This window comes from Pseudomonas putida (assembly GCF_016406145.1).
Taxonomy (GTDB): domain Bacteria; phylum Pseudomonadota; class Gammaproteobacteria; order Pseudomonadales; family Pseudomonadaceae; genus Aquipseudomonas; species Aquipseudomonas putida_E.
Window position 1 is genome coordinate 3,896,329 of the sequence record NZ_CP066306.1, and the last position, 24,641, is coordinate 3,920,969.

Sequence of the window (24,641 nt, forward strand, 5' to 3'; positions counted from 1 at the left end):
CCATGACATTGCCAAGCCGCATCAGCCTGTTGACCCTGTGCCTGGGCCTCACCGCCTGCAATACACCCCCTGCGCCCTCAAGCGGCATCACCGCACCGCAACACTGGCAAGGCGAGGCAGCTGCGCCCGCCATCGAGCTGCCATCGGTGCTGTGGTGGCAGGCGTTCGCCAGCAGCGAGCTGGACCAACTGGTCAAGCGCGCGCAACACAACGCCCATGACCTCGCCGCTGCCGCGGCCCGCGTACGTCAGGCCCAGGCACGCGCCGTGATCGCTGGCGCGCCGTTGCTGCCAGAGGTGCAAGGGGGCCTCGATGGCAGCCGCCAACGCCTGCTGCACGGCGAAGGGTCTGACCAGCTGGACGTCAATAGCAGCGAACCCACCTACACAGCCTTCGGCCTGCAACTTACCGCCAGCTACGAACTCGACTTCTGGGGCGGCCTGCGCGCGGCTCGGGCGAGCGCGCTGCACGGCCTCGACGCCAGCCGGTTCGACCGCCAGACAGTGGAGCTGACCCTGGTCAGTGCGGTTGCCGACAGCTACCTGCAAGGCATCGCCCTGGAAGAACAGCTGCGCATCGCACGCCTTAACCTGCGCAATGCACGTGAGGTGCTCAACCTGGTCGAAACCCGCCAGCGTGCAGGGTCCGCCACCCGCCTTGAACTGGCCCAGCAGCGCAGCCTGGTGGCGGCTCAGGAGCGCCAGGTGCCGCTGCTCGAGCAAAAGCGGCAAGACAGCCGCATCACCCTTGCCACCTTGCTCGGTGACCCGGTGCAGGCCTTGCCGGTCAGCCGCCAGCCGATCACCACCCTGCAGTGGCCGGCAATCGGCAGCGGCGTCCCCAGCGAGCTGCTGACTCGCCGCCCGGACATCGCCGCTGCCGAAGCGCGCCTGGCCGCCGCCAACGCCAATGTGCAGGTGGCCAGGGCGGCCATGCTGCCGAAGCTGACGCTTGGCGCCAACCTTGGCACGGGCGCGAACACCTTTGCCGAGGTGCTCGACAGTTCCTACTACACACTCACCGCCGGCCTGGTCGCGCCCATCTTCAACAACGGTCGGCTGCGCGCCTCACGCGAGCTGGCCGAAGCCGAGCAGGACGAACTGCTGGAAAACTATCGAGGCAGCATCCTCGCCGGCTTTGCCGATGTTGAAAAAGCCCTTAACGCCATTGAGGGTGTGGAGCGTCAACGGCTGTGGCAGGACGAGGAAGTGTTGCAGGCACGCCACGCCTTCGACCTGGCACAACAGCGCTATGGTGCTGGCGCCGAGACCCTGCTGACCGTGCTGGAGACCCAGCGCACGCTTTACCTGGCCCAGGACCAGCAAGCGCAGTTGCGCCTGGCCCGCCTGCAGGGCAGCGTGGCGCTGTACAAGGCGCTTGGGGGCGGCTGGCAGGTACCGCACTGAAAAGGCCGCGCACGGCTTGCGGCCAGTGTGTTCAGCGCTGAGCCAGCTTCAGATTGCGCGCGTACCAAGGGCGTTGCGGGACTTTCGGCCGCAGCTTGGCGAACAGGTCATCGTCGCCAAAGATGATGCGCAACGCCAGCTTCATGGTCTCCGGGTCCATCTCCACACTGCGCCCAGGCCGCAGCCCCGTTACCGTCGAGCAACCGTGGGTGTCTGGCCCCAGCCACGGGTCGGCCACTTCGACCCAGCGCCCAGGCGCAAACCACGGCACACCATTGACTTCCAGGCGCCTGACCTGGCCCGGGTGGACCCGCTCATGGGCACGGAACCAATCCTCGATACGGTCGTCGATCCAGCCGTGGAAGTGCCAGAACACCGGGTTTACATGGGATGAAAACGGGTCGCCGAGGAAGTCGTTCTCGGCCTGGAACCAACGCGCGGCAAAATCCTCCGGTTTGCGAGCGAACGGCACTGGCAGGCCACTGGAAGGGTCGCGAGGCACTGAAGCCCAGCGCATGTGCAGCCAGTCGTGCAAACCCAGCTCCATTTCCGAACCGAACTGCCCCAGCGTAAGCGTGCTCAGGTAGTGCGGGTCGGTGTACTTCGACTCCCAGACCTGGAAGTTGGCGTGGAACGTATCGGGCGTCTTTATATCGCGCACCCATTGGGTGTACGCGGCATCGCCCGAAGCCAGCCAGGTAGGCGGCAAGGCATTGCCATCATGATTGTCGAAATAGCGGGCGAAGCCGATGCGGTCGCGCTCAAGCTCAGGTTGCGGCAGAGGAAAACGCTTCCAGGAGGGTAAATCCTGATGGGCCCGAGCCGCACCCAGCATGTGCCGGTGCATGAAGAAAAAATCCACGCCCGAGCCGTTGCGGTCCTTGTGCCGGCCCCGCGCATCGCGCTCATGGCCCCGCGGCCCTGGCTGCCAGCCCAGGCCGCGCAGCGCTGCCTGTTTGTCCTCGTCCAGCTTGTGCCACTTGTCGCGCGAGGCATGCCAGAGCTGGTGGAACAACCGATGCTCCGGCGCGATCAGCCTCGCCAGCAAGGCCGGTGCCAAGGGCGCCCGTTCGCGGGCCTCGGGGAAAGGCCGCTTGAGCGCAAGAAACCGGTTGTCCTGCTCGGGCAGCGTCAGTGCGCGGTCCAGCGGCAGGATGCGGCCATTGAGTGTCGCCTGACCGGCGTTGCCGAACCCGCCCCAAGCCTCGTCTAGGACCACCTGGCACTCATAGTTCGCCTGCTCCTGGCCCGGCTGCGTCGAAAACAGCCGCCAGCGCAGTGTCCCTGGTTTGCCCCCCAGCAGGTCGCCCATCACGCGATAGCGCGGCTCTTGCGGACCACGCAGGCGCTCGGGCGTGTCCAAGTAACCACGCAGGCCACGCCCACTGTGGGCAACGTCCAGCAACAGCTCCAGCTCCCCATCAGGCAAACCGTGCAGCCCTGCGTCCCTGCCCTGCGCTGTCCAGCGCCAGCACCCGCGCAAGGTGTCGCCCAACTGCTGCAGGGGCGCATCGGCAAGTTCGACAACGGCTTCGCCCGGAGTTTCAGGAAACTGCTCGTCGAACTGCTGGCGCTGCACGTGCCGCACATACAGCGCACCGGGCACCACCACGCCTGTCAATGCCACACCGGCGATGAACCCGCGTCGAGAAATCGTCATTGCACTACCTGAGCATTCATTGCGGCCATGGAGCACGGCCCGTCCAAGGCTAGAACGTTGTGCAGTAGGCAAAATTTACCGCCGCGGGCGGACGGCCTGTGGCGCAGCCAACGATAAATTTGCCCCGCCGTTGTTCGTCCACCTGATACCCAAGCCCTGCCCGCGCAGCAAACCCTGAGCCGGCAGCCGCCCCGATCACCGCGCAACGAGATGGCAATGACCAAGACCCGTTCCCGCAAAGCCCTGTACATCGGCCTGCCCCTGGCCCTGACCGTTGCCCTGGCAAGTGCCGCTGGCTACTTCTACTGGCGGCACCTGCACGCAGGCTACCCGCTGAAGATCGTGCAGCAGGCTGAGGAGCTGCACGAGCACATGCTCTCGTTCGACAGCCATATCACCGTGCCATTGAGCATGGGCAGCGAGGGGCACGAAGTGGACAAGGATGGCCCGGGCCAGTTCGACCTGGCCAAGGCCAACCGCGGCCGCCTCTCTGGTGCCGCCCTGACCGTGTTCGGCTGGCCGGAAATCTGGAACGGCCCGAACGCCCCGCACCGCCCAACCCCCGGCTTCGTCGATGCCGCCCGGCAAGAACAGGAAGGGCGCTACAAGATCATCACCGGCATGGTCCGCGACTTCCCCAACCAGGTCGGTATCGCTTACACCCCTGACGACTTCCGGCGCCTCAACGGCGAAGGCAAGTTCGCCATCTTCATCAGCATGCTCAATGCCTACCCACTGGGCCACGACCTGTCGCAGCTCGACCTGTGGGCAGCACGTGGCATGCGCATGTTCGGCTTCAGCTACGTCGGCAACAACGATTGGGCCGATTCTTCGAGGCCGCTGCCGTTCTTCAACGACACCGCCGACGCCCTTGGCGGCCTGTCACCGCTGGGCGAGCAGGCAGTGAAACGCCTGAACGACCTGGGGGTGATCATCGACGTTTCACAGATGTCCACCTTGGCACTCGAAGATGTCGCTCGCCTGACGCGCGCGCCAATCGTCGCTTCGCACTCGGCACCGCGGGCGATGGTGGATATCCCGCGCAACCTCTCCGACAAGGAGATGCAACTGATCAAGCAGAGCGGCGGCGTGATTCAGGTGGTCGGCTTCGGTCAGTACCTAAAGCCGTTGACCCAGCCGGTGGTGGACAAGCTCGATGCCCTGCGTGCGCGCTTCGACTTGCAACCATTGCAAGGCCTGACCAATGCCCTGATGCCGGGCGACGCGGTGATCGCCATCTGGCCCGAGGCACGCTTCGGCGAGTATGCAAGCTCGCTGTACGCCATCCTTGAAGACGAACCCAAAGCAACCTTGAAACAGTATGTCGACGCCATCGACTACACCGTGAAAAAGGTGGGTATCGACCACGTCGGCATCGCCTCGGACTTCAACGATGGTGGCGGCCTGGAGGGCTGGAAGGACGTCAGCGAAATTAGCAACGTCACCGCCGAACTGCTGACCCGCGGCTACAGCGAAACAGACATTGCAAAGCTCTGGGCGGGCAATTTCCTGCGCGCCTGGGAGCAAGTCCAGAACGCTGCCCAGCCTGTCGCCAACCGTTGAGCCGAGCCCTGCCTACCATGAGCAACCGCCGTAGCTTCCTGAAACAGGCCGGCCTGCTGGCCGCGAGCCTGCCACTGCTGCCCCAGGCCCTGGCTGGCGCCAGCACACCACTGAGCGGCCCCGACAAATGGCGCAACCTGCGCACGCTGTTCCCGCTCGACCCACAGGTCGCGCACTTCGCCAACTTCCTGGTGACCGCCCACCCGCGCCCGGTACAGGCAGCGATCGACCGCCACCGTGCCGCGCTGGACCGCAACCCCGCTGCCCTGATGGACTGGGAAAGCCAGTACGAATGGCAGCGCGAGGATGAAGTGCGCGAGTGGGCCGGACGCTACCTTGAAGTCAAACCGCGCCAGGTGGCCCTGACCGGCAGCACCACCGAAGGCCTGGCGATGATCTATGGCGGCCTGAAGGTCGGCGCCCACCAGGAGATCCTGGTCACCGAGCACGAACATTACTCCACCCACAAGGCGCTGGCCTTCCGCGCCCAGCGCCAGGGCACCCTGACCCGCAAGATCCGCCTGTTCGACGACCCATGGACAGTCTCCACCGACCAGGTACTGAGCACCCTGGACAAAGCCATCCAGCCACACACCCGCGTGCTGGGCATGACCTGGGTGCATTCCGGCAGTGGCGTCAAGCTGCCGGTAGGTGAGATCGGCGCGCTGGTGCGCCAGCACAACCGCAACCGCAGTGAAACCGAGCGCATCCTCTATGTGGTCGACGGCGTGCACGGCTTCGGTGTGGAAAACTTGCGTTTTGCCGACTTCAACTGCGACTACTTCATCGCCGGCACCCACAAGTGGATGTTCGGCCCGCGCGGTACGGGCATCATCTGCGCGGCCTCCACCGGCATGGAGCACCTCACCCCGACCATCGCCACGTTCTCCCGCGATGAAGACTTCGCCACCATCATGACCCCTGGCGGCTACCACGCCTTCGAACACCGCTGGGCCACCAACGAGGCCTTCAAACTGCACCTTGCGCTGGGCAAGGCCGACGTGCAACAGCGCATCCACCAGCTCAACAGCCTGCTCAAGGCGCGCCTCGCCGAGCACCGTCAGGTCCAGCTGGTGACACCGCGCAGCGAACGCTACTCGGCCGGTTTCACGTTTTTCCGCATCAAGGACCGCGACGCCGACGCCGTCGCCGCCCACCTCACCGCCAACAAGGTGATGTGCGATGCGGTGTATCGCGATGTCGGCCCGGTGATCCGCCTGGCCCCCAGCCTGCTCAATGACGAGCAGCAGATCGACCGGGCCATGGCCCTGATTACCCAACAACTCTGACAAGGCATCCCCATGACCGCTTCCCTGCATCGCCTGACCCTGGCCGGCCTGCTGGCCGCCTGCAGCCTGCCGGCCCTGGCAGCACAAGCCGCCAATACCCCAGGCACGGTGTTCCGTGACTGCGACAAGCTCTGCCCGGAGATGGTGGTGCTGCCCGCCGGCACCTTCAACATGGGCACCCCGGCCGACGAAATGGGACGCCAGGATGACGAAGGTCCGCAGCATGCGGTGACCTTCGCCAAGCCCTTCGCCATCAGCCGCTTCCAGGTGACCGCCGAGCAATGGGACGGCTACCTCGAGGCCACGGGCACGCGCATCGCCGACGGCGACGATCGCCCTGGCCGCCGCTGCACCGCCAGCAAGCCCAGTTACAAACAGGGCCCGCAGCAACCGGCAGTGTGCATGAGCTACCACGATGTGCAGGACTACGTGGCCTGGCTGTCGAAAAAGACCGGCAAGCATTACCGCATGGTCAGCGAGGCCCAACGCGAATATGCCGCACGCGGCGGCAGCACCGGTATGTTCCCCTTCCCGATCGACCCGGACAGCACCCTGGAAATCAGCCAGCACGCCAACGTCTATGGCCCCAAGGATGGCTACAGCTATAGCTCGCCCGTGGGCAGTTACCCGGCCAACGCCTTTGGCGTGTACGACATGCACGGCAATGTCTACGAATGGGTCGCAGACTGCTACCACAACAGCTATGAAGGCGCCCCTGCCGACGGCAGTGCCTGGGGCCAGGCCAGCCGGGCCAAGGACAGCTGCAAGGTGGTAAGTATCCGTGGCAATGACTGGGGCGAGGCGCCGATCTTCTCCCGCTCCGGCAACCGCAACACCAATTTCCCGGGCCGCCTGGGTGACTGGCTGGGTGTGCGGGTGGTCCGCGACCTGTGACGGTACGCGGTTAAATTGCCCCACGGGCCACTCGTCATAACGATGTACTTTTGCCTCTGATCCAGGAATTCAACATGACCTCCAAAACCCGCGGGGCACTGAGCGAGCTGTTCACCCTGCTCAAACCGTTCTGGCCGATCGTCTCCCTGTCGGTCGTCATGGGCATGGTCGGCGGCCTTAGCGTTACCGCTCTGCTGGCCACCATCAACAGTGGCCTGCACGCCGACGGTGGCCTGAGCAACAGCGTGATCCTCGGCTTCGCCGGGCTGTGTGCGCTGGCCCTGGCCAGCTCGATCTGCTCCGACATCGGCACCAACTACGTCGGCCAGCACATCATCGCCAAACTGCGCAAAGCCCTGGGCGAAAAGGTACTGTCAGCCCCGATCGAGCAGATCGAACGTTTCCGCAGCCACCGCCTGATCCCGGTGCTGACCCATGACGTCGATACCATCAGCGACTTCGCCTTTGCCTTTGCGCCCCTGGCGATCTCGCTGACCGTAACCCTTGGCTGCCTGGGTTACCTGGCCACCCTGTCATTGCCGATGTTCCTGATGATGCTGCTGGCAATCGGTATCGGCAGTGTCGTCCAGTACATCGCCCGAGGCCGTGGCATCAAAGGCTTCATGGCGGCGCGCGACGCAGAAGACCGGCTGCAGAAGCACTACCACGCCATCGCCGAGGGGGCCAAGGAGCTGCGCATCCACCGCCCGCGGCGCCAGCGTATGTTCCGCCAGGGCATCCAGGACACCGCCGACGCGATCTGCGCCACCCAGGTCCGCTCGATCAACACGTTCGTCATTGCCAAGAGCTTCGGCTCCATGCTGTTCTTCGTGGTCATCGGCCTGGGCCTGACCCTGCAGTTCCTCTGGCCAAGCGCCGACCCCAAGGCCATCAGCGGCTTCGTGCTGGTGCTGCTGTACATGAAAGGCCCGCTGGAACACCTGATCGGCACCTTGCCGGTGGTCAGCCGCGCGCAAATCGCCTTTCGCCGTATCGCCGAGCTTTCCGAGCAGTTTTCTTCGCCTGAACCGCACCTGCTGCTGGAGGACCACGGCAACCAGCCTGTCGTGGTCGACAGCCTGGAATTGCGCGAGGTGAGCTACGCCTATCAGGCCAGCCCCGGCGCCCAACCGTTCCAGGTAGGGCCGGTGAACCTGCGCATCGCCCAGGGCGACATCGTCTTTGTGGTCGGTGAAAACGGCTGTGGCAAGACCACCCTGATCAAGCTGCTGCTGGGCCTGTACCCGCCGCAACAGGGGCAGATCCTGCTCAACGGCCAGGCCGTCGACGCACAGGTTCGCGACGACTACCGGCAATTGTTCACCACAGTGTTCGCCGACTACTACCTGTTCGATGATGTGGTGCAGGGGGACACGCACATCCCCGAAGACGCCAACCGCTACCTGGAGCGCCTGGAAATCGCCCACAAGGTCAGCGTCAAGGACGGTGCGTTCAGCACCACCGACCTGTCCACCGGCCAGCGCAAGCGCCTGGCGCTGATCAACGCTTGGCTGGAAGAGCGCCCGGTGCTGGTGTTCGATGAATGGGCCGCCGACCAGGACCCGACCTTCCGGCGGATTTTCTACACTGAGCTGCTGCCCGACCTCAAGCGCCTGGGCAAGACCATCATTGTCATTTCCCACGATGACCGCTACTTCGACATCGCCGACCAACTGGTGCGGCTGCAGGCCGGCAAAGTCGTCGTCGAACACGCACCCGCCCTCGCCTGAGCCCCACCCGGCGCGCCCCACGCGCGCCGGGTGCAGCTGTTTCGCCACCTGCCTAAATCACCCACCTGCCCCTTCGTCTCTCTCAGTACGCTTAATTCTCCAGTGATGGCGAGACCGAGATGACACCCCAGAACCAATCCACCGATGACGCGCTGCTGGCCCTGCTCTGCGAGCTCGACGAAACCGCCGCTGCCCCTGCCGGCATCGTTGCCCACGGCGCCGACCACGCGCCGCTGTCGTTCGCCCAGGAACAGCTGTGGCTGCTCGATCAGCTCGACCCCGATGCCGCCACCTACAACCAGCCGCGCGCCTTTTTGCTCCAGGGCCCGCTGCAGGCGCAAGACCTGCAACAGGCACTGGACCGGGTCATCGACCGTCACGACATCCTGCGTACCCGCATCAACGAGGTGCAGGGCCAGCCACGCCAGCAGGTCGATCGCGCAGCGCGGCTGAACCTGCGCTGCGTCGACCTGCGCAGCCAACCACAGCACGTGCTGCGCGAGGCGCTGCACACCGAAGCCGCCACCCCGTTCGACCTCACCCAGGCCCCACTGCTGCGCGCCTGCCTGTACCAGCTGGGCGCTCAACGCCATGTGCTGGCCCTGACCAGCCACCACATCGTCAGTGATGCCTGGTCCAATCCGGTGCTGCTGCGCGACCTCTCGCAGGCCTACGCCAACGCCTGCGCCGGCAGTGACTGTCAGCTGCCTCGCCCAGCGGTGCAGTACCTGGACTTCGCCCACTGGCAGCGCGGCGTCTACCAGGCCAGCCCGGCCCACGAACGCGCCGCCAGCTATTGGCGCCAGTACCTGCAAGGTGGCCTGCAACGGCTGGAACTGCCCACCGATCACCCGCGCGACAGCCGCCCAGCCACCGCTGCCGGGACCTGCACCCTGGCGTTGCCCGCCGCGCTGTTCAGCCAGCTGCAGGCAGCCTGCCGGGCCAATGGCCTGACGCCGTTCATGGTGCTGCTGGCCGCTTGGCAACTGGTACTTGGCCGCCATGCCCGGCAGGAGGATTTCATCGTTGGTGTGCCCAATGCCGGGCGCACCCAGGAACAGGTACAGGACCTGATCGGCTTTTTCGTCAACAGCCAGATCCACCGGGCACGCCTGGACCCGCGCCAGTCCGTGGCCGGCCTGCTTGAGCAGGTGCGCAAGCACGCCCTGGCGTGCCTGGAACATGCCGACTATCCGCTTGAGCAAGCGCTTGCTGAACAACGCCAAGGCACCAACGGCGTACTGTTCCACTGCCTGTTCAACTGGACCAGCGACAATGCCGAGCAGCCCCCGGCCGGTTTCGCAGGTTTGCACATCGAGCCCTTGCCCAGTGCGCCGACTGCCGCCAAGTTCGACCTCAGCCTCAACGTTCAGGCGGGTCGCGAGCAGCTCGGCATCAGCCTCGACTACGATACCGCGCTGTTCGAGGCAGCCACCGCTGAGCGGCTGGGCGAGGACTGGCTGGCTATCCTCCAGGCCATGCTCGACCACCCCGAGTGCGCAATCGGTGAGCTTCATGCGCAACCTGCCTTGCAGCGTGAACAGTGGCTGGCGGCCGCACAGGGCCCCGCTGGCGATGCCCTCGACGGCCTGGCCGTGCACCAGCAGTTCGCACGCCTGGCGCGCAGCCACGGCGAGGCCGTTGCGCTGGTAGCCGGTGACACGCGCCTGAGCTACCGCGCCCTCGACAACGCCGCCGAGCACCTCGCCCGCCGGCTGCAAGCCGCCGGCATCCGCCCGGGCGAGCGAGTGGCGGTGGCCCTGGAGCGCGGCGCGCCGCTGATCGTCGCCTTGCTGGCCACCCTCAAGGCCGGCGCGGCGTATGTGCCGCTGGACCCCCAGTTCCCCGCCGAACGCCTGGCCTACATGCTTGAAGATTGCGGCGCCCCCCTGCTGCTGAGCCAGGCTTCGGTGCTGGCTGCCCTGCCAACGCCAGGCCAGCAGGTACTGCTGCTCGATGATTTCGACCTGCAGACCGCGCACCAGCCCGAACCGGCCCTGGCCCTGGACTGCCCACCGCAGCAACTGGCCTACGTGCTCTATACCTCCGGCTCCACTGGCAACCCCAAGGGCGTGATGGTGCCCCATGGGGCACTGTCCAACTTCGTCGCGGCCATGGCCAAGGCCCCCGGCCTGCACCCGGGCCAGCGCCTGCTGAGCATCACCACCTGCTCCTTCGACATCTTCGGCCTGGAGCTGTACCTGCCGCTGTGCACCGGGGCGTGCATGGTGCTGGCCGACAAGCACACCGTGCAGGACCCGGCGGCAATCCTCGACCTGCTGATCAGCGAGCACATCGACGTGCTGCAGGCCACCCCGTCGACATGGCGCATGCTGCTCGACAATGACCCCGACCAACGCCTGCCTGCACTGACCGCGCTATGCGGCGGGGAGGCGCTCGGCGATGACCTGGCGGTAAGGCTGCTGGCCCGTTGCGCCGCGTTGTGGAACCTGTACGGCCCGACCGAGACCACCATCTGGTCGGCACGCCACGCACTGGCCCGCGCCAGCGCCCGCCCCGAACTGGGCCAGCCGATCGAGCGCACCGGCCTGTTACTGCTCGACGGCAACCTGCTGCCCAGCCCGCCGGGTGTAGCGGCCGACCTGTACATCGGCGGCGACGGCCTGGCCCAGGGTTACCACCAGCGCCCCGGCCTGACCGCCGAACGCTTCGTGCCGCACCCCTATGGCAAGCCCGGCGAGCGCCTGTACCGCACCGGCGACCTGGCGCGCCGCCACGCCAGCGGTAGCCTGGACTTCCTTGGCCGGGTCGATCATCAGGTGAAGATCCGTGGCTTTCGCATCGAGCTGGGTGAGATCGAATCGGCCCTGCTCACCCTGGACGCGGTGCGCGAAGCCGCAGTGGTCGCCCGCGACGGCGTCGATGGCGCGCAACTGGTCGCCTATGTAGTACCCGCCAGCAGGCCCGCCGACATCCAGGCATTCACCGCACACTGCCTGGCGCCGCTACGTGAGCAACTGCCGGGCTACATGCTGCCAGCACGCCTGCACCTGTTGCAGGCCATGCCGCTGACACCTAACGGCAAGCTCGACCGCAAGGCCCTGCCGGTGGTCGACGAAAGCCCGGTGCAGGCTCGATACCTGGCGCCGACCACTGACCTGCAACGCCAGGTTGCGGCCACCTGGGCCGAGCTGCTGAAGGCCGAACGCGTCGGGCTGGGTGATGATTTCTTCGCCTTGGGCGGGCATTCGCTGCTGGTGGCGCGAGCAGTCTCGCGCCTGCGCCATGAGCTGGCGCTTAACTTCCCCCTGCGCCTGCTGTTCGACCAGCCGCGCCTGGGCGACTTCTGCCAGGCCCTGGCGCAGCTGCAAAAGGCTACGCCGCTGGCCCTGCCGGTGCAGACCGCGCGCGACCAACTGCCGCTGTCTTACGCCCAGGAGCGCCAGTGGCTGCTGTGGAAGCTGGCCCCAGAGAGCAGTGCCTATCACATTCCCAGCGTGTTGCGCCTGCGCGGCCCGCTGGATGTCACCGCCCTGAGCCGAGCCTTCGACCAGCTGATCGCCCGCCATGAAGCGCTGCGCACCTGCTTCACCCTCGAAGGCGAAAGGCCGCGCCAGCACATCCTCGCCCCCTGGTCGCTGAACCTGCAGGGCCAGCCACTTGAAGAAAGCCAGTGCCAAGCCTTCATCGCAGGCCAGCTCGGCCAGCCCTTCGACCTGGCCAGCGGCCCGCTGCTGCGCGTAGGCCTGGCGCGCCTGGCGGCCGACGACCACGTGCTGGTGCTGGTGCAGCACCACATCGTCTCCGACGCCTGGTCGATGCAGGTGATGGTCCGCGAGCTGTGCGCGCTCTATCAAGGCCTAGCCTTGCCCGCACTGGCACTGCAATACGCCGACTTCGCTGCCTGGCAGCGTCGCTGGCTGGATGACGGCGAGCGCGAGCGCCAGTTGGCCTACTGGCGCACACGCCTGGCCGGCGAGCAACCGGTGCTCGAGCTGCCCTGCGATCACCCCCGTCGCGACAACGCCAAGCGCCCGGCAGCACGCTTGCATCTGGTATTGCCCACGGCACTGGGCGAAACCGTGCAACGCTTTGCCAGCGCGCACCAGGCGACAGTTCCGATGGTGCTGCTGGCTGCCTGGCAGGCCCTGCTGCACCGCTACACCGGCCAGCCGGACATCCGCATCGGTGTACCGGTGGCCAACCGTAACCGCCTGGAAACCGAGCAATTGATCGGCTTCTTCGTCAACACGCTGGTGCTGCGCGCCGAGTGCACCGCCGACCTGTCGTTTGCCGGGCTGCTGGCGCAGACCCGCCAGGCCATGGTCGAAGCCCAGGACCACCAGGACCTGCCCTACGAGCAACTGCTCGAAGCCCTGCTGCCCCAGCGCGGCCCGCAACAGGGCTTGTTCCAGGTGCTGTACAACCACCACCAGGCGGCCGATGCCGCGCCACTGGGTGCGCTGCGCCTGGAGGCACTGGACAGCCAGCCGCAGGAGGCCCAGTTCGACCTGGCGCTAAGCACGGCCCAGGGTGAACAGGGCCTCAGCGCCAGTTTTACCTACGACCGCACGCTGTTCGACGCCAGCACCCTGCAACGTCTGGCCAGGCACTGGCTGAACCTGCTCGAACAGGCCTTGGCCCAGCCAAGGCTGCCGCTCGCACGACTGGCCCTGATGGACCCGGCTGAACGCTTGCAGGTCCAGGACGCCTGGAACGGCGCGCCGGTCGCCCACCCACAAACGCAAGCGCTGGCCGCACGCATCGAAGCCCAGGCACAACGGCAGCCGCAGGCCGTTGCCCTGCGCTATCAGGGTCAGGCCTTGAGCTACGCCGAGCTCAACCAGCGCGCCAACCGCCTGGCACACCGCCTGATCGCGGCGGGCGTGGGCGCCGAGGTGCCGGTGGGCCTGGTGGCAGAGCGCGGCTTCGCGATGATCGTCGGCTTGCTGGCCATCCTCAAGGCCGGCGGCGCCTACGTGCCGCTCGACCCCGCGCACCCGGCAGAGCGCCTGGCTTTCGTGGTCCGCGACAGCGGCATCAAGGTGCTACTCGACCAGCCCGGCCTGCTCGCCGAACTGCCAGAGTACGACGGGCTGCTGCGCCTGAACCTGGAGGCCGGCTACGACGACCAGCCGGTGGACAATCCCGCGCCGCGCAGCAGCGTCGACAACCTCGCCTACATCATCTACACCTCCGGCTCCACCGGCCTGCCCAAAGGCACGCTGCTCAGCCAGCACAATGTCCTGAGGCTGTTCAGCGCCTGCGATCGCTGGTTCCGCTTCGACCACAATGACGTCTGGACCCTGTTCCACTCCTTTGCCTTCGACTTTTCGGTGTGGGAGATCTTCGGTGCGCTCCTGCATGGAGGCCGCCTGGTGATCGTGCCGCAGACCCTGAGCCGCGACCCGCAGGGCTTCCTGCAACTGCTGGTGGACGAGCGTGTGAGCGTACTCAACCAGACACCATCGGCATTCAAACCACTGACCCAGGCCGCGTGCAGCGCCACCTCGGCAGACCTTGCCCTGCGCCTTGTGATCTTCGGCGGCGAAGCGCTCGACGTGGCTGCACTGCGCCCCTGGTTCGAGCGCTTCGGCGCACAGCGGCCACAACTGGTGAACATGTACGGCATCACCGAAACCACTGTGCACGTCACCTATCGACCGATTGGCCTGGATGACCTGAGCCGCACGGTGAGCCCGATCGGCGAATTGATCGACGACCTCAGCGGCTACCTGCTCGACGGCGAACTCGAGCCGGTTCCGGCGGGCTGCGTCGGCGAGCTGTACATCGGCCAGGCGGGCCTTGCCCGAGGCTACCTCAACCGCGCCGGGCTGAGCGCCACGCGTTTCATCGCCAACCCGTTCTCCACCCAGCCCGGCAGCCGCCTTTACCGCACCGGCGACCTGGCGCGCCGCCGTGGCGACGGCACCCTCGAATACATCGGGCGCATCGACCAACAGGTGAAGGTCCGCGGCTTCCGTATTGAGCTGGGCGAAGTCGAGGCCAGCCTGCTGGCGCAGCCGGCGGTGGCGCAGGCAGTGGTGATTGCCGACCAGGGGCCCGCCGGCACCCGCCTGCTCGCCTACCTGGTGGCACATGAAGGCCAGGGCGGCGACACCGGCGCCCTGCGCGCCGCGCTCAAGGCGCAGCTCCCCGACTACATGGTGCCGGCCCATTGCATGTGGCTCGAACAGCTGCCCCTGACCGTCAACGGCAAGCTCGACCGCAGTGCCCTGCCGGCACCGGCCGACAGCAACGCCCAACGCACCTTCCGCTCCCCCCACACACCGTTGCAGGAGCAGTTGGCCGGCATCTGGCAACAGGTGCTCGGCGTGCAGGCCGTGGGCCTGGACGACGACTTCTTCGAGCTGGGGGGTCATTCGCTGCTGGTGATCAACGTCGTTTCGCGCATCCAGCTGGAGCTGGGCCGCGAGCTGACCCCACAGGCCCTGTTCCAGCACCCGACCCTTCAAGCCCTGGCGCTTCACCTGGACACCACTACAACTGCGGTCGATGAAAACAAGCTCGACACCCTCGAAGCCTGGCTCGACGAAATGGAGGAACACTGATGGACAGCACTGCCGCTTCGAGAATTGCCAAGCGCTTTGTCCTGCTGCCGCTGGAAAAGCGCCGGCAGTACCTGTTGAAGATGCGCGAGGAAGGCCTGTCGGTGGCCAGCCTGCCGATCCCTCAGGTACGTGAAGCGTTCGACCGCCTGCCGTTGTCGTTCGCCCAGCAACGCCAATGGTTCCTCTGGCAGTTCGACCGCCAGGCCAGCGCCTATCACATCCCCTGCGCCCTGCGCCTGCGCGGCGCACTGAACGTGGCTGCGCTGCAGGCCAGCCTTGAGGCGCTGGTGCGCCGCCATGACAGCCTGCGCACGCGTTTCGTCGAAGACGAACAAGGCGTCGCGCAGCAGGTCGACAGCACCGTCGCGCTGGCACTGACGCTCACCACGCTCGATGAGCAGGCCGTACAGGCCCATATCCAGGCGCGGGTACGTGAACCTTTCGACCTGGCTTGCGGCCCATTACTGCGTGCCGAGTTGCTGCAACTGGGCATCGATGACCATGTGCTGCTGCTGGTGCAGCACCACATCATCAGCGACGGCCGCTCGATGCAGGTGATGGTCAAGGAGCTGACCCACTGCTATGCCCGCTTCAGCCAGGGCCTGACCAGCCAGTTGCCAGAACCGCAGCTGCAGTACGCCGACTACGCCATCTGGCAACGCCACTGGATGGAAGCCGGCGAGCAGGAACGCCAGCTCGACTACTGGCGCCAGCGTCTGGGCAGCGCAGTGCCGGTGCTGGAACTGCCGTTGGACCGGCCACGCCCGAGCGTGCAGCGATTCGACGGTGCGCGCCTGCCGCTGGCCATCCCGCCGGCCCTGTCCCTGGCCGTGCGCCAGCTGGCCCAGGCACGCCAGGCCACACCGTTCATGGTGCTGCTGGCCTCGTTCATGGCCGTGCTGCACCGCTATACCCGCCAGCAGGACATCCGCGTCGGCGTGCCCAGCGCCAACCGTAACCGGGTCGAGGCCGAAGACCTGATCGGCTTCTTCGTCAACACCTTGGTCATCGATGGCCAGTGCCAGCCAACCCTGTCCTTCGAGCAACTGCTCGACCAGGTCAAAACCACCACCTTGCAGGCCCAGGCCCACCAGGACCTGCCTTTCGAGCAACTGGTCGAGGCCTTGCAGCCGGAGCGCAACCTCAGCCACAACCCGTTGTTCCAGGTCATGTTCAACCATCAGGTCGGCGCGCCCCAGCCGAACGAAACGGCCCTCGGCCACGGCCTGGCCATCGAGCCGCTGCCACTGGCAGGCGAGACCGCGCAGCTGGACCTGACCCTCAATACCTTTGAGGACGCCCAGGGCCTGAGTGCGAGCCTGACCTACGCCACAGCCCTGTTCGACCATACGTCCATCCAACGCCTGGGTGACCACTGGCTGCGCCTGCTGGCGCAAGTGGTGCATGCCCCGCAGCAGGCGCTTGGCGAGGTGACACTGCTGGCCGATGAAGAACGCCAGCGCTTGCTCACCCAGTGGAACGCCACCACCCACGCCTACCCTGCCACGCCGTCGATCCATGCCTTGGTCGAAGCCCAGGCACGCCGCACACCCGATGCCACCGCACTGCTGTTCGGCGACACCCCGCTGAGCTACGCCCAGCTCAACCGTCAGGCCAACCGGCTGGCCCACGCCCTGATCGCCCAAGGTGTGCGCCAGGACACCCCGGTCGGCATCGCCGCCGAGCGCAGCCTGGAACTGGTGGTTGGCTTGCTGGCCATCCTCAAGGCCGGCGGCGCCTACGTGCCGCTGGACCCTGAATACCCCGCCGAGCGCCTGAGGTACATGGTCGAAGACAGTGGCATCAGCCTGCTGCTGACCCAGTCGCACCTGCGCGATCGCCTACCGCTGCCGCCCCGGCTGCCCGTGCTCCTGCTCGACCAGGCGCTGGCCGCGCAGCCCGAGCACGATCCGCAACTGCCGTGCGCGCCCGAGCAACTGGCCTACGTCATCTACACCTCCGGTTCCACCGGCCGGCCGAAAGGCGCGGGTAACAGCCACCAGGCCCTGGCCAACCGCCTGCAGTGGATGCAGGCGGCCTACGGCCTGGATGCCAGCGACACAGTGCTGCAGAAGACCCCCTTCAGCTTCGACGTGTCGGTGTGGGAGTTCTTCTGGCCGTTGATCACCGGCGCCCGCCTGGCCATCGCCGCGCCGGGTGACCATCGCGACCCCGCGCGCCTGGTACAACTGATCGTCCAGCATCAGGTCACCACCCTGCACTTTGTGCCCTCGATGCTGCAGGCCTTCCTGCTCGACGACCAGGTTGCCCGCTGCAGCAGCCTGCAGCGCATCGTCTGCAGTGGCGAAGCGCTGCCGGTGGAGGCGCAGCAGCAAGTGTTCGCGCAACTGCCGCAGGCCCGCCTGTACAACCTGTACGGCCCCACCGAAGCGGCCATCGACGTCACCCACTGGACCTGCCGTGACGAGGGCAAGACCGGCGTGCCGATTGGTAAACCGATCGCCAACCTGGCCTGCTGGATCCTCGATGCCGGCCTGCAGCCGCAACCTGCGGGCGTCATCGGTGAGCTGTACCTGGGCGGCGTGGGCCTTGCCCGCGGTTATCACCAACGCCCGGCACTGACCGCCGAGCGTTTCGTTGCCTGCCCGTTCCAGCCTGGCGCGCGCATGTACCGCACCGGCGACCTGGCGCGCTACCGCGCTGACGGCGTGATCGAGTACTGCGGGCGCATCGACCACCAGGTGAAAATTCGCGGCCTGCGCATCGAACTCGGCGAGATCGAAGCGCGCCTGATGGAACAACCCACCATCCACGAGGCCGCCGTGCTGGCCGTGGACAACCAGCTGGTCGCCTACCTGGTGGCCAAGGCCGGCACACCGCTGCCGGAGCGCGAGCAACTGAGCCAGGCACTGCTGGCCCACCTGCCCGACTACATGGTGCCCAACCAGTGGTTGTTCCTGCAGCGCATGCCGCTGAGCCCCAATGGCAAACTCGACCGCAAGGCCCTGCCCGCCCCGGGGCTGGCGCAGGCCCAGGCCAGCTACAGCGCCGCCGAAGATGAACTGCAGGCACGCCTGGTGCAGGTCTGGCAGCGGGTGCTCAAGCGTGAGCACGTGGGCATTGATGACAACTTCTTCGAGCTGGGCGGCGACTCGATCGTGTCCATCCAACTGGTGAGCCAGGCTCGACGCGACGGCCTGCACTTCACCCCCAAAGAGCTGTTCAGCCACCAGACCGTGCGCACTCTGGCCCAAGTCACCCTGACCCAGGCCGAACCGGCCGAGGCCGCATACCTGCCGGCCAGCGGTCGCAGCCTGCTACTGCCGATGCAACAGCAGTTCTTCGCCCAGGCCGTGCCACAGGCGCAGCGCTGGAACCAGTCGGTGATGCTCAAGGCCAACCAGGCGCTGGCCCCGGCCCATGTGCGCCAGGCACTCGCTGCGCTGCTGGCCACCCACGATGCCTTGCGCCTGCGCTTTAGCCAGGTGCAAGGCGAGTGGCAGGCACGCTTCGCCCCGCACGTGCCAGACGACGACGTGCTCTGGCTGTTCGAGCCAAGCCAGGGCGACAGCTGGCAGGGCCTGTGCGACCGCGCTCAGGGCAGCCTCGACCTGGCCCAAGGCCCGTTGCTGCGCGCAGTGCAGGGGGTGGTCGACGGTGAGCAGCGCCTGCTGCTGGTGATCCACCACCTGGCCGTTGACGGTGTGTCCTGGCGCATCCTGCTTGAAGACCTCCAAAGTGCCTATTCCCAGGCGGCTGCCGGACAGGCCTGCGCGCTGCCACCGCGTACCCTGTCGGTACAGGACTGGGCCCTGCGCCTGCAAGCGCACGCACAGAGCCCGGCCGGGGAGCAGGAAGCCGCCTTCTGGCAACGCCAGTGCGCCGATATCGACAGCACGCTGCCGGTGATCGATGCCGACGCTACGCTGCGCCTGTGCGACAGCCGCAGCGTCACCACCCATCTGGATGCCGCGACCACCACGCGCCTGCTCAAGGATTGCCCGGCCGCCTACCGCACGCAGATCAACGACCTGCTGCTGGCCGCCCTCGCCCGCGTGCTGCAACGCTGGACCGGCGCCGGAGACCATCTGGTGGAACTCGAAGGCCATGGCCGCGAAGCCTTCGCCGACTTCGAGGCCGACCTGACCCGCAGCGTCGGCTGGCTGACCAGCCTCTACCCGGCCCGCATCAGCGCCGGCAGCTCGCTGGCCGAAGCGATCATGCTGACCAAGGAACACTTGCGCGCCCTGCCGGGCAAAGGTGCTTTCTTCGGTGCCCTGCGCAGCTTCGCCAGCCCGGCAATACGTGAGGCCCTGGCCGCGCTGCCCGCTGCGCGTATCACCTTCAACTACCTGGGCCAGTTCGACAGTGGCAACGACGATGCCGCCACGCTGATGCGGCCGATCCCGGCAGACAAAGGCCGCGAACACAGCGCCGATGCACCGCTGCAGAACTGGCTGGCACTCAATGGCCAGGTGTTCGACGGCGAGCTGCGGTTGAACTGGAGCTTCAGCCAGCGGATGTTCGAGCCGGCTCAACTGCAGCGCCTGGCCGATGACTACGCTGCCGAGTTGCGCGAGGTCGTGGCCCTGTGCGGCCAGGGCGTACGCCGGGGCCTGACCCCTTCGGACGTGCCGCTGGCCCGCCTGAGCCAGGACCAACTGGCCCTGTTGCCCTTCGCCTGCGACCAGGTCGAGGACATCTACCCGCTGTCCACCGTGCAGCAGGGCATGCTGTTCCACACCCAGGATGCCGGTGCCGGGGACTTCTACATCAACCAGACCAGCGTCGAGGTCCAAGGCCTGGAGACGCCGCGTTTCATCGCCGCCTGGGGCCGGTTGGTGGAGCGCCACGAGATGCTGCGCAGTGCCTTCTGGCAGGCGCCGCAGCTGAGCGAGCCACTGCAGGTGGTGCTGCGCCAGGGCCAGCTCGACGCCCGGGAGCTGGACTGGCGTGGCCAGGCCGTCGAGCCGGCGCGCCTGACCGCCGCCGCCGAAGCCGAGCGCCGCCGCCCGTTCGACCTGCTCGCCCCGCCCCTGCTGCGCCTGTTGCTGGTGCGCCTGGATGACGAGCGCCACCAACTGATCCTGACCAGCCACCACATCCTCATGGATGGCTGGAGCCAGTCACGCCTGCTCGGTGAACTGTTCCAGTGCTACGCCGGCCAGCCGTTGCCGGCTCAGCAAGGCCGCTACAGCGACTACATCCGCTGGCTGCAGGCGCCGGCGCAACAGGCCAGCGAAGCCTTCTGGCGGCCACGCCTGGCCGAGCTGCAGGCGCCCACCCAGCTGGCCGGTGCAGCCGGCAGCCGCAGCGGCCAGGAAGGCCACGGCGCGCTCTACCTGCACTGGGACGAGCAGCGCACCAACTGGCTGCGCGAGCAGGCCCAGCGCCTGCGCGTTACCCCCAACACCCTGGTGCAGGCTGCCTGGGTGCTGCTGTTGCAACGTTACACCGGCCAACAGACCGTGTGCTTCGGCGCCACCGTGTCCGGTCGCCCGGCCAGCCTCCCGGGTGCCGACAGCCTGCTGGGGCTGTTCATCAACACCTTGCCGATCATCCAGGCCCCGCACCCGGCACAACCGGTGCAGGACTGGTTGCAACAGTTGCAGACCTGCAACCTGGAAGTACGCGACCATGAGCACACGCCGCTGGTGGACATCCAGCGCTGGGCCCAGAGCAACGGCCAGGCGCTGTTCGACAGCATCATCGTGTTCGAGAACTACCCCATCGATGAACGCCTGCAATCGGCCGGTGCCGCCGGCCTGCGTTTCGGCGAAGCGCAACTGCGCGACGTCACCAACTACCCGATGGACTTGGCGGTGCACCTCAATACCCGCGTGCGTATCGAGTTCCTCTACCGCCTGGATCATTTCCAGGCGCAGCAGGTGGAGGCCATCCGCAGCCACTTCGAAGCCTTGCTCGAACGCCTGCTGAGCCACCCCGAAGCGGCAGTCGGCACGCTCGGCCTGCTCGACACCGTCGTGCAGCCACACGCACAGCCCTGCGATACAGCACAGCATGACCTGGCCAGCCTGATCGGCCGTCATGCCCAGGAGCGTGCAGACCAGGTGGCAGTGCGCTGCGACGGGGTGCAACTGACCTACGGCCAATTGGAAGAGCAGGCCAACCGCCTGGCCTGGACCCTGCTCGAACGCGGTATCGGGCGCGAGGACCGGGTGGGCATCGCCCTGGACCGCTCGGTGCGCACTATCGTTGCCTTCTACGCGGTGATGAAGGCTGGCGCGGCCTATGTGCCGCTGGACATCGATTACCCCGCCGAACGCCTGCAGTGGATCATCGGCGACGCCGACGTGGCCCTGTTGCTGACCGACAGCGTTATCGGCGAGCGCCTGGGCATCGCCCCGGAGCGCCGCCTGGACCTGGACCGGTGCGAGCTGTCCGCGCAGCGTCACGCGCCGCAACAGCAGACGCTGGACGATCAGCTCAGCTACATGATCTACACCTCCGGCTCCACCGGTAACCCCAAGGGCGTGGCCGTGGCCCGAGGCCCGCTGCGCATGCACTGCCAGGCGATCATCGAACGCTATGAAATGGGCCCGTCGACCCGCGAACTGCTGTTCATGTCGTTCGCCTTCGACGGTGCCCAGGAGCGCTGGCTGTCGACCCTGATCAGCGGGGGCTTGCTGGTGTTGCGTGGCAACACCCTGTGGACCCCGCAGCAGACCTGGGACGTGCTGCATGCCGAGGCCATCAGCATCGCCTGCTTCCCGCCGGCCTACCTGCAGCAACTGGCCGAATATGGCCAGGCCCAACCAGCCCCGCCCCCCGTGCGCATCTATTGCTTCGGCGGCGATGCAGTGGCCGATGCCAACTTCGAGCAGGTCAAGCAGGTACTCAAACCGCAGTACCTCACCAACGGCTACGGCCCTACCGAAACCGTGGTCACCCCGCTGCTGTGGAAGGTGCCGGTGACGGCGCGCTGCGAAGCGGTGTATGCCCCCATTGGCGTGGCCGTGGGCAAGCGCACGCTGTATGTACTGGATGATTGCCTCAACCCGCTGCCGGCAGGCCTGGCCGGCGAGCTGTACATCGGTGGCGAGGGCCTTGCCCGTGGCTATCACCGCCGCCCGGGGCTGAGTGCCGAGCGCTTCGTCGCCGACCCGTTCAGCGCCACTGGCGGGCGCCTGTACCGCACCGGCGACCTGGTACGCCAGCGCCCGGACGGGGTGTTCGACTACCTCGGGCGTTTGGACAATCAGGTGAAGGTCCGCGGTTTTCGCATCGAACTGGGTGAGATCGAGGCGCGCCTGCGCGATATCGCCAACGTGCTCGATGCCGTGGTGGTGGCGCGCGAGGGTGCGAACGGTAAGCAGCTGGTCGGTTACGTGGTACGTGGCGACGGCGAGCGGGCTGTCACCCCGATGCTCGAGTACCTGCGCCAGGTACTGCCGGACTACATGGTACCGGCGCAACTGATGGTGCTCGATGCCTTGCCGCTGACCCCCAATGGCAAGGTCGATCGCCGCGCACTGCCCGAGCCTCTCATGTGCGAACGCCAGTACCAGGCACCGGCGGATGACCGCCAGCGTGCGCTGGCGGCGATATGGGCCGATGTGTTGGGCCTGGAGCAGGTTGGGGTGAGTGATCATTTCTTCGAACTGGGGGGCGATTCACTGAGTGTGCTCAAGGTGCTCTCGCGCTTGCGCAACCAACCGCAACTGGGCCTGAACCTGAAGCTGCGCGACCTGATCGCCCGCCCGACCATCGCCGAACTGTGCCCGGCCGAGGCGCGCGAGCAAACGGCACTCGACCCACTGCTGCTGCTCAACCGCAAGGTCGAACGCCAGGCACCGCTGTTCTGCATGCATGCGGGCTTCGGCACGGTGTTCGACTACCGCGCACTGGCTCAGCAGCTGGACGGCGTTTGCAGTGTCTATGGCCTGCAGAACCGCATGCTGCTCGACCGCCAGTGGCAAGACGAGTCGCTCGAAGCCATGGCCATCGACTACGCCCAGTACATCCGCCAGAAGCAGCCCCAAGGCCCCTACCGCCTGCTGGGCTGGTCGCTGGGTGGCACCCTGGCGCTACTGGTGGCCCGCGAGCTGGAGAGCCAGGGCCAGCAGATCGACCTGCTTGGTCTGGTTGACCCGTATGTACCGGGTGAGCCAGGTGCGGCCCTGGACGAAGACTGCGGCGGCGACCTGCGCGCTTTCCTCGCCGTGGTCAGTGGCCGCCCGGCCGACAGCCTGCCGCTGTTCCCGGTAGCGGCCAATGCCGATGCCACGCAGCTGCAGGCACTGATCGAGCGGAGCCTGGGCACAGAGGCCATGGACGACCTGCAAAGCAGCGAGGAGCTGGCGCGTACGTTTACCGTCGCCATGACCCTCAAGGCCCTGTCGCTGCAAGTGCACGCCCTGCCTGCGGTACGCGCCAGCCTGGACTGCTGGTGGGCACAGAGCAGCGAACCGGGCGTCTGCCAGGCCTTCGAAGCGCACCACGCGATCCACTCCAGCCAGCGCCTGGCCGCAGATCACTACGCCATCGTCAGCCATGGTGCACTGCTCGAAACCGTGCTTCACCGCCTGCAGCCGGTGGCCGCACCAACCCTGTGAGCCTGTGCCCGGCCGCCCTGCGCGGCCGGGCCCTTATCCAACAATGTGAAGGAAACCCGAATGTCCCTGGATTGCGATCTGGAAGCGTTCCTGGAACTGGCCGAACTCGGCCGTCTGACGGGCAAGAGCCAGCCCATGCATCAATTGGGCATCGCCCAGGCGCGGGCGGAATTCGAAAACGCCTCGCGCCTGCTCGACCCCGACCCTCCCGCCCACGTCGAGGTGCGCGCCCTGCAGTTCAGTTGCCGCGATGGTGCGCAGTTGCCCGCCCGCCTCTACGTGCGCCCGGGCGTCACGCCCAAGGCCACCCTGCTCTACCTGCATGGCGGTGGCTATGTGGTCGGCAGCCTGGACTCGCATGACTGCGTGTGCCGGCGCCTGGCCTGCCTGGGTGACTATGCGGTGTTCGCTGCGCACTACCGGCTGGCGCCGGAGCAGCCGTTCCCGACGGCCCTGCACGATTGCCAGGACGCCGCCAGCTGGCTGCAGCACAGCGCCACCGAACTGGGCCTGCCGAGCGCGCTGGTGCTGGCCGGCGACAGCGCGGGTGCAACCCTGGCCACGGTTCTGGCGATCGAAGCCGCGCAACACCCGCAGGCCATGGCAGTGAAAGCACAGTTGCTGTTCTACCCGGTGACCGAGAGCAATACCCGGCGCGCCTCGCACCAGCGGTATGCCGAGGGTTATCTGCTGGAGAGCGGCACACTGGACTGGTTCTATGACCATTACCTGGGCGCCGCCCAGGCGCACAATGACTGGCGCGCCTCGCCTCTGCTGCACCCGGCGCTGCCGGCCATGGCGCCGGCGTATGTGAACCTGGCCCAGTACGACCCGTTGTTCGATGAAGGCCTGGACTATGCGCGCAAGCTTGAGGCGAGCGGCACACCGACCACCCTGCGCATAGAAGCGGGACTGACCCACGATTTTCTGCGCATGTCGGGAATCACCGGAGCGACTGGCGAGGTGTATGCCGCGGCAGGATGCTGGTTGGAGCAGGTGCTGGCCTGATGCGAATCTGGGGCCGCTTTG

The 24,641-nt window shown here is 66.8% G+C and carries 9 protein-coding genes; 8 read left to right on the plus strand and 1 reads right to left on the minus strand.

Annotated features, from left to right (window positions below; translation table 11 throughout):
- The first annotated feature begins 2 nt into the window (after positions 1 to 2).
- Positions 3 to 1,406 (plus strand): efflux transporter outer membrane subunit, encoded by a 1,404-nt coding sequence (locus tag JET17_RS17940; RefSeq protein ID WP_012315369.1) that lies wholly within the window; start codon positions 3 to 5, stop codon positions 1,404 to 1,406.
- 31 nt (positions 1,407 to 1,437) lie between these two features.
- Here JET17_RS17940 and JET17_RS17945 read toward each other — a convergent pair whose 3' ends face one another.
- Entirely contained in the window at positions 1,438 to 3,066 is a 1,629-nt protein-coding gene (locus tag JET17_RS17945) for a hypothetical protein (RefSeq protein WP_012315370.1), read from the minus strand.
- Between the two features lie 216 nt (positions 3,067 to 3,282).
- Between JET17_RS17945 and pvdM the strand changes: the two genes are divergently transcribed.
- From pvdM to JET17_RS17980, 7 genes are all read left to right on the plus strand, one after another.
- A complete protein-coding gene (gene pvdM, locus JET17_RS17950) occupies positions 3,283 to 4,629 on the plus strand; it encodes a pyoverdine-tailoring dipeptidase-like protein PvdM (RefSeq protein WP_042111600.1) in 1,347 nt (448 codons plus the stop codon).
- Between the two features lie 17 nt (positions 4,630 to 4,646).
- Complete coding sequence (locus JET17_RS17955) at positions 4,647 to 5,918, plus strand: aminotransferase class V-fold PLP-dependent enzyme (RefSeq protein ID WP_012315372.1); 1,272 nt, start codon at positions 4,647 to 4,649, stop codon at positions 5,916 to 5,918.
- Positions 5,919 to 5,930: 12 nt separating this feature from the next.
- Positions 5,931 to 6,812 (plus strand): formylglycine-generating enzyme family protein, encoded by an 882-nt coding sequence (locus tag JET17_RS17960; protein ID WP_012315373.1) that lies wholly within the window; start codon positions 5,931 to 5,933, stop codon positions 6,810 to 6,812.
- Between the two features lie 74 nt (positions 6,813 to 6,886).
- Positions 6,887 to 8,542 carry a cyclic peptide export ABC transporter gene (locus JET17_RS17965; protein ID WP_012315374.1) on the plus strand — a complete coding sequence of 552 codons (1,656 nt, stop codon included), beginning with the start codon at positions 6,887 to 6,889 and terminating at the stop codon, positions 8,540 to 8,542.
- A gap of 119 nt (positions 8,543 to 8,661) precedes the next feature.
- On the plus strand, positions 8,662 to 15,075 hold the full coding sequence (locus JET17_RS17970) for a non-ribosomal peptide synthetase (protein ID WP_012315375.1): 6,414 nt from the start codon (positions 8,662 to 8,664) through the stop codon (positions 15,073 to 15,075).
- Complete coding sequence (locus JET17_RS17975) at positions 15,075 to 23,612, plus strand: non-ribosomal peptide synthetase (protein ID WP_012315376.1); 8,538 nt, start codon at positions 15,075 to 15,077, stop codon at positions 23,610 to 23,612. Before JET17_RS17970 ends, JET17_RS17975 begins: the two co-directional genes overlap by 1 nt.
- A 60-nt stretch (positions 23,613 to 23,672) precedes the next feature.
- Positions 23,673 to 24,620: an alpha/beta hydrolase gene (locus JET17_RS17980; RefSeq protein WP_012315377.1), complete on the plus strand. Its 948-nt coding sequence runs from the start codon at positions 23,673 to 23,675 to the stop codon at positions 24,618 to 24,620.
- The last annotated feature ends 21 nt before the right edge of the window (positions 24,621 to 24,641 follow it).

What these genes read in the sequence shown, in the direction of transcription:
- JET17_RS17940 (WP_012315369.1), top strand. Translation starts at nt 3, where the DNA reads ATGACATTGCCAAGCCGCATCAGCCTGTTGACCCTGTGCCTGGGCCTC.
- JET17_RS17945 (WP_012315370.1), bottom strand. Translation starts at nt 3,066, where the DNA reads ATGACGATTTCTCGACGCGGGTTCATCGCCGGTGTGGCATTGACAGGC.
- pvdM (WP_042111600.1), top strand. Translation starts at nt 3,283, where the DNA reads ATGACCAAGACCCGTTCCCGCAAAGCCCTGTACATCGGCCTGCCCCTG.
- JET17_RS17955 (WP_012315372.1), top strand. Translation starts at nt 4,647, where the DNA reads ATGAGCAACCGCCGTAGCTTCCTGAAACAGGCCGGCCTGCTGGCCGCG.
- JET17_RS17960 (WP_012315373.1), top strand. Translation starts at nt 5,931, where the DNA reads ATGACCGCTTCCCTGCATCGCCTGACCCTGGCCGGCCTGCTGGCCGCC.
- JET17_RS17965 (WP_012315374.1), top strand. Translation starts at nt 6,887, where the DNA reads ATGACCTCCAAAACCCGCGGGGCACTGAGCGAGCTGTTCACCCTGCTC.
- JET17_RS17970 (WP_012315375.1), top strand. Translation starts at nt 8,662, where the DNA reads ATGACACCCCAGAACCAATCCACCGATGACGCGCTGCTGGCCCTGCTC.
- JET17_RS17975 (WP_012315376.1), top strand. Translation starts at nt 15,075, where the DNA reads ATGGACAGCACTGCCGCTTCGAGAATTGCCAAGCGCTTTGTCCTGCTG.
- JET17_RS17980 (WP_012315377.1), top strand. Translation starts at nt 23,673, where the DNA reads ATGTCCCTGGATTGCGATCTGGAAGCGTTCCTGGAACTGGCCGAACTC.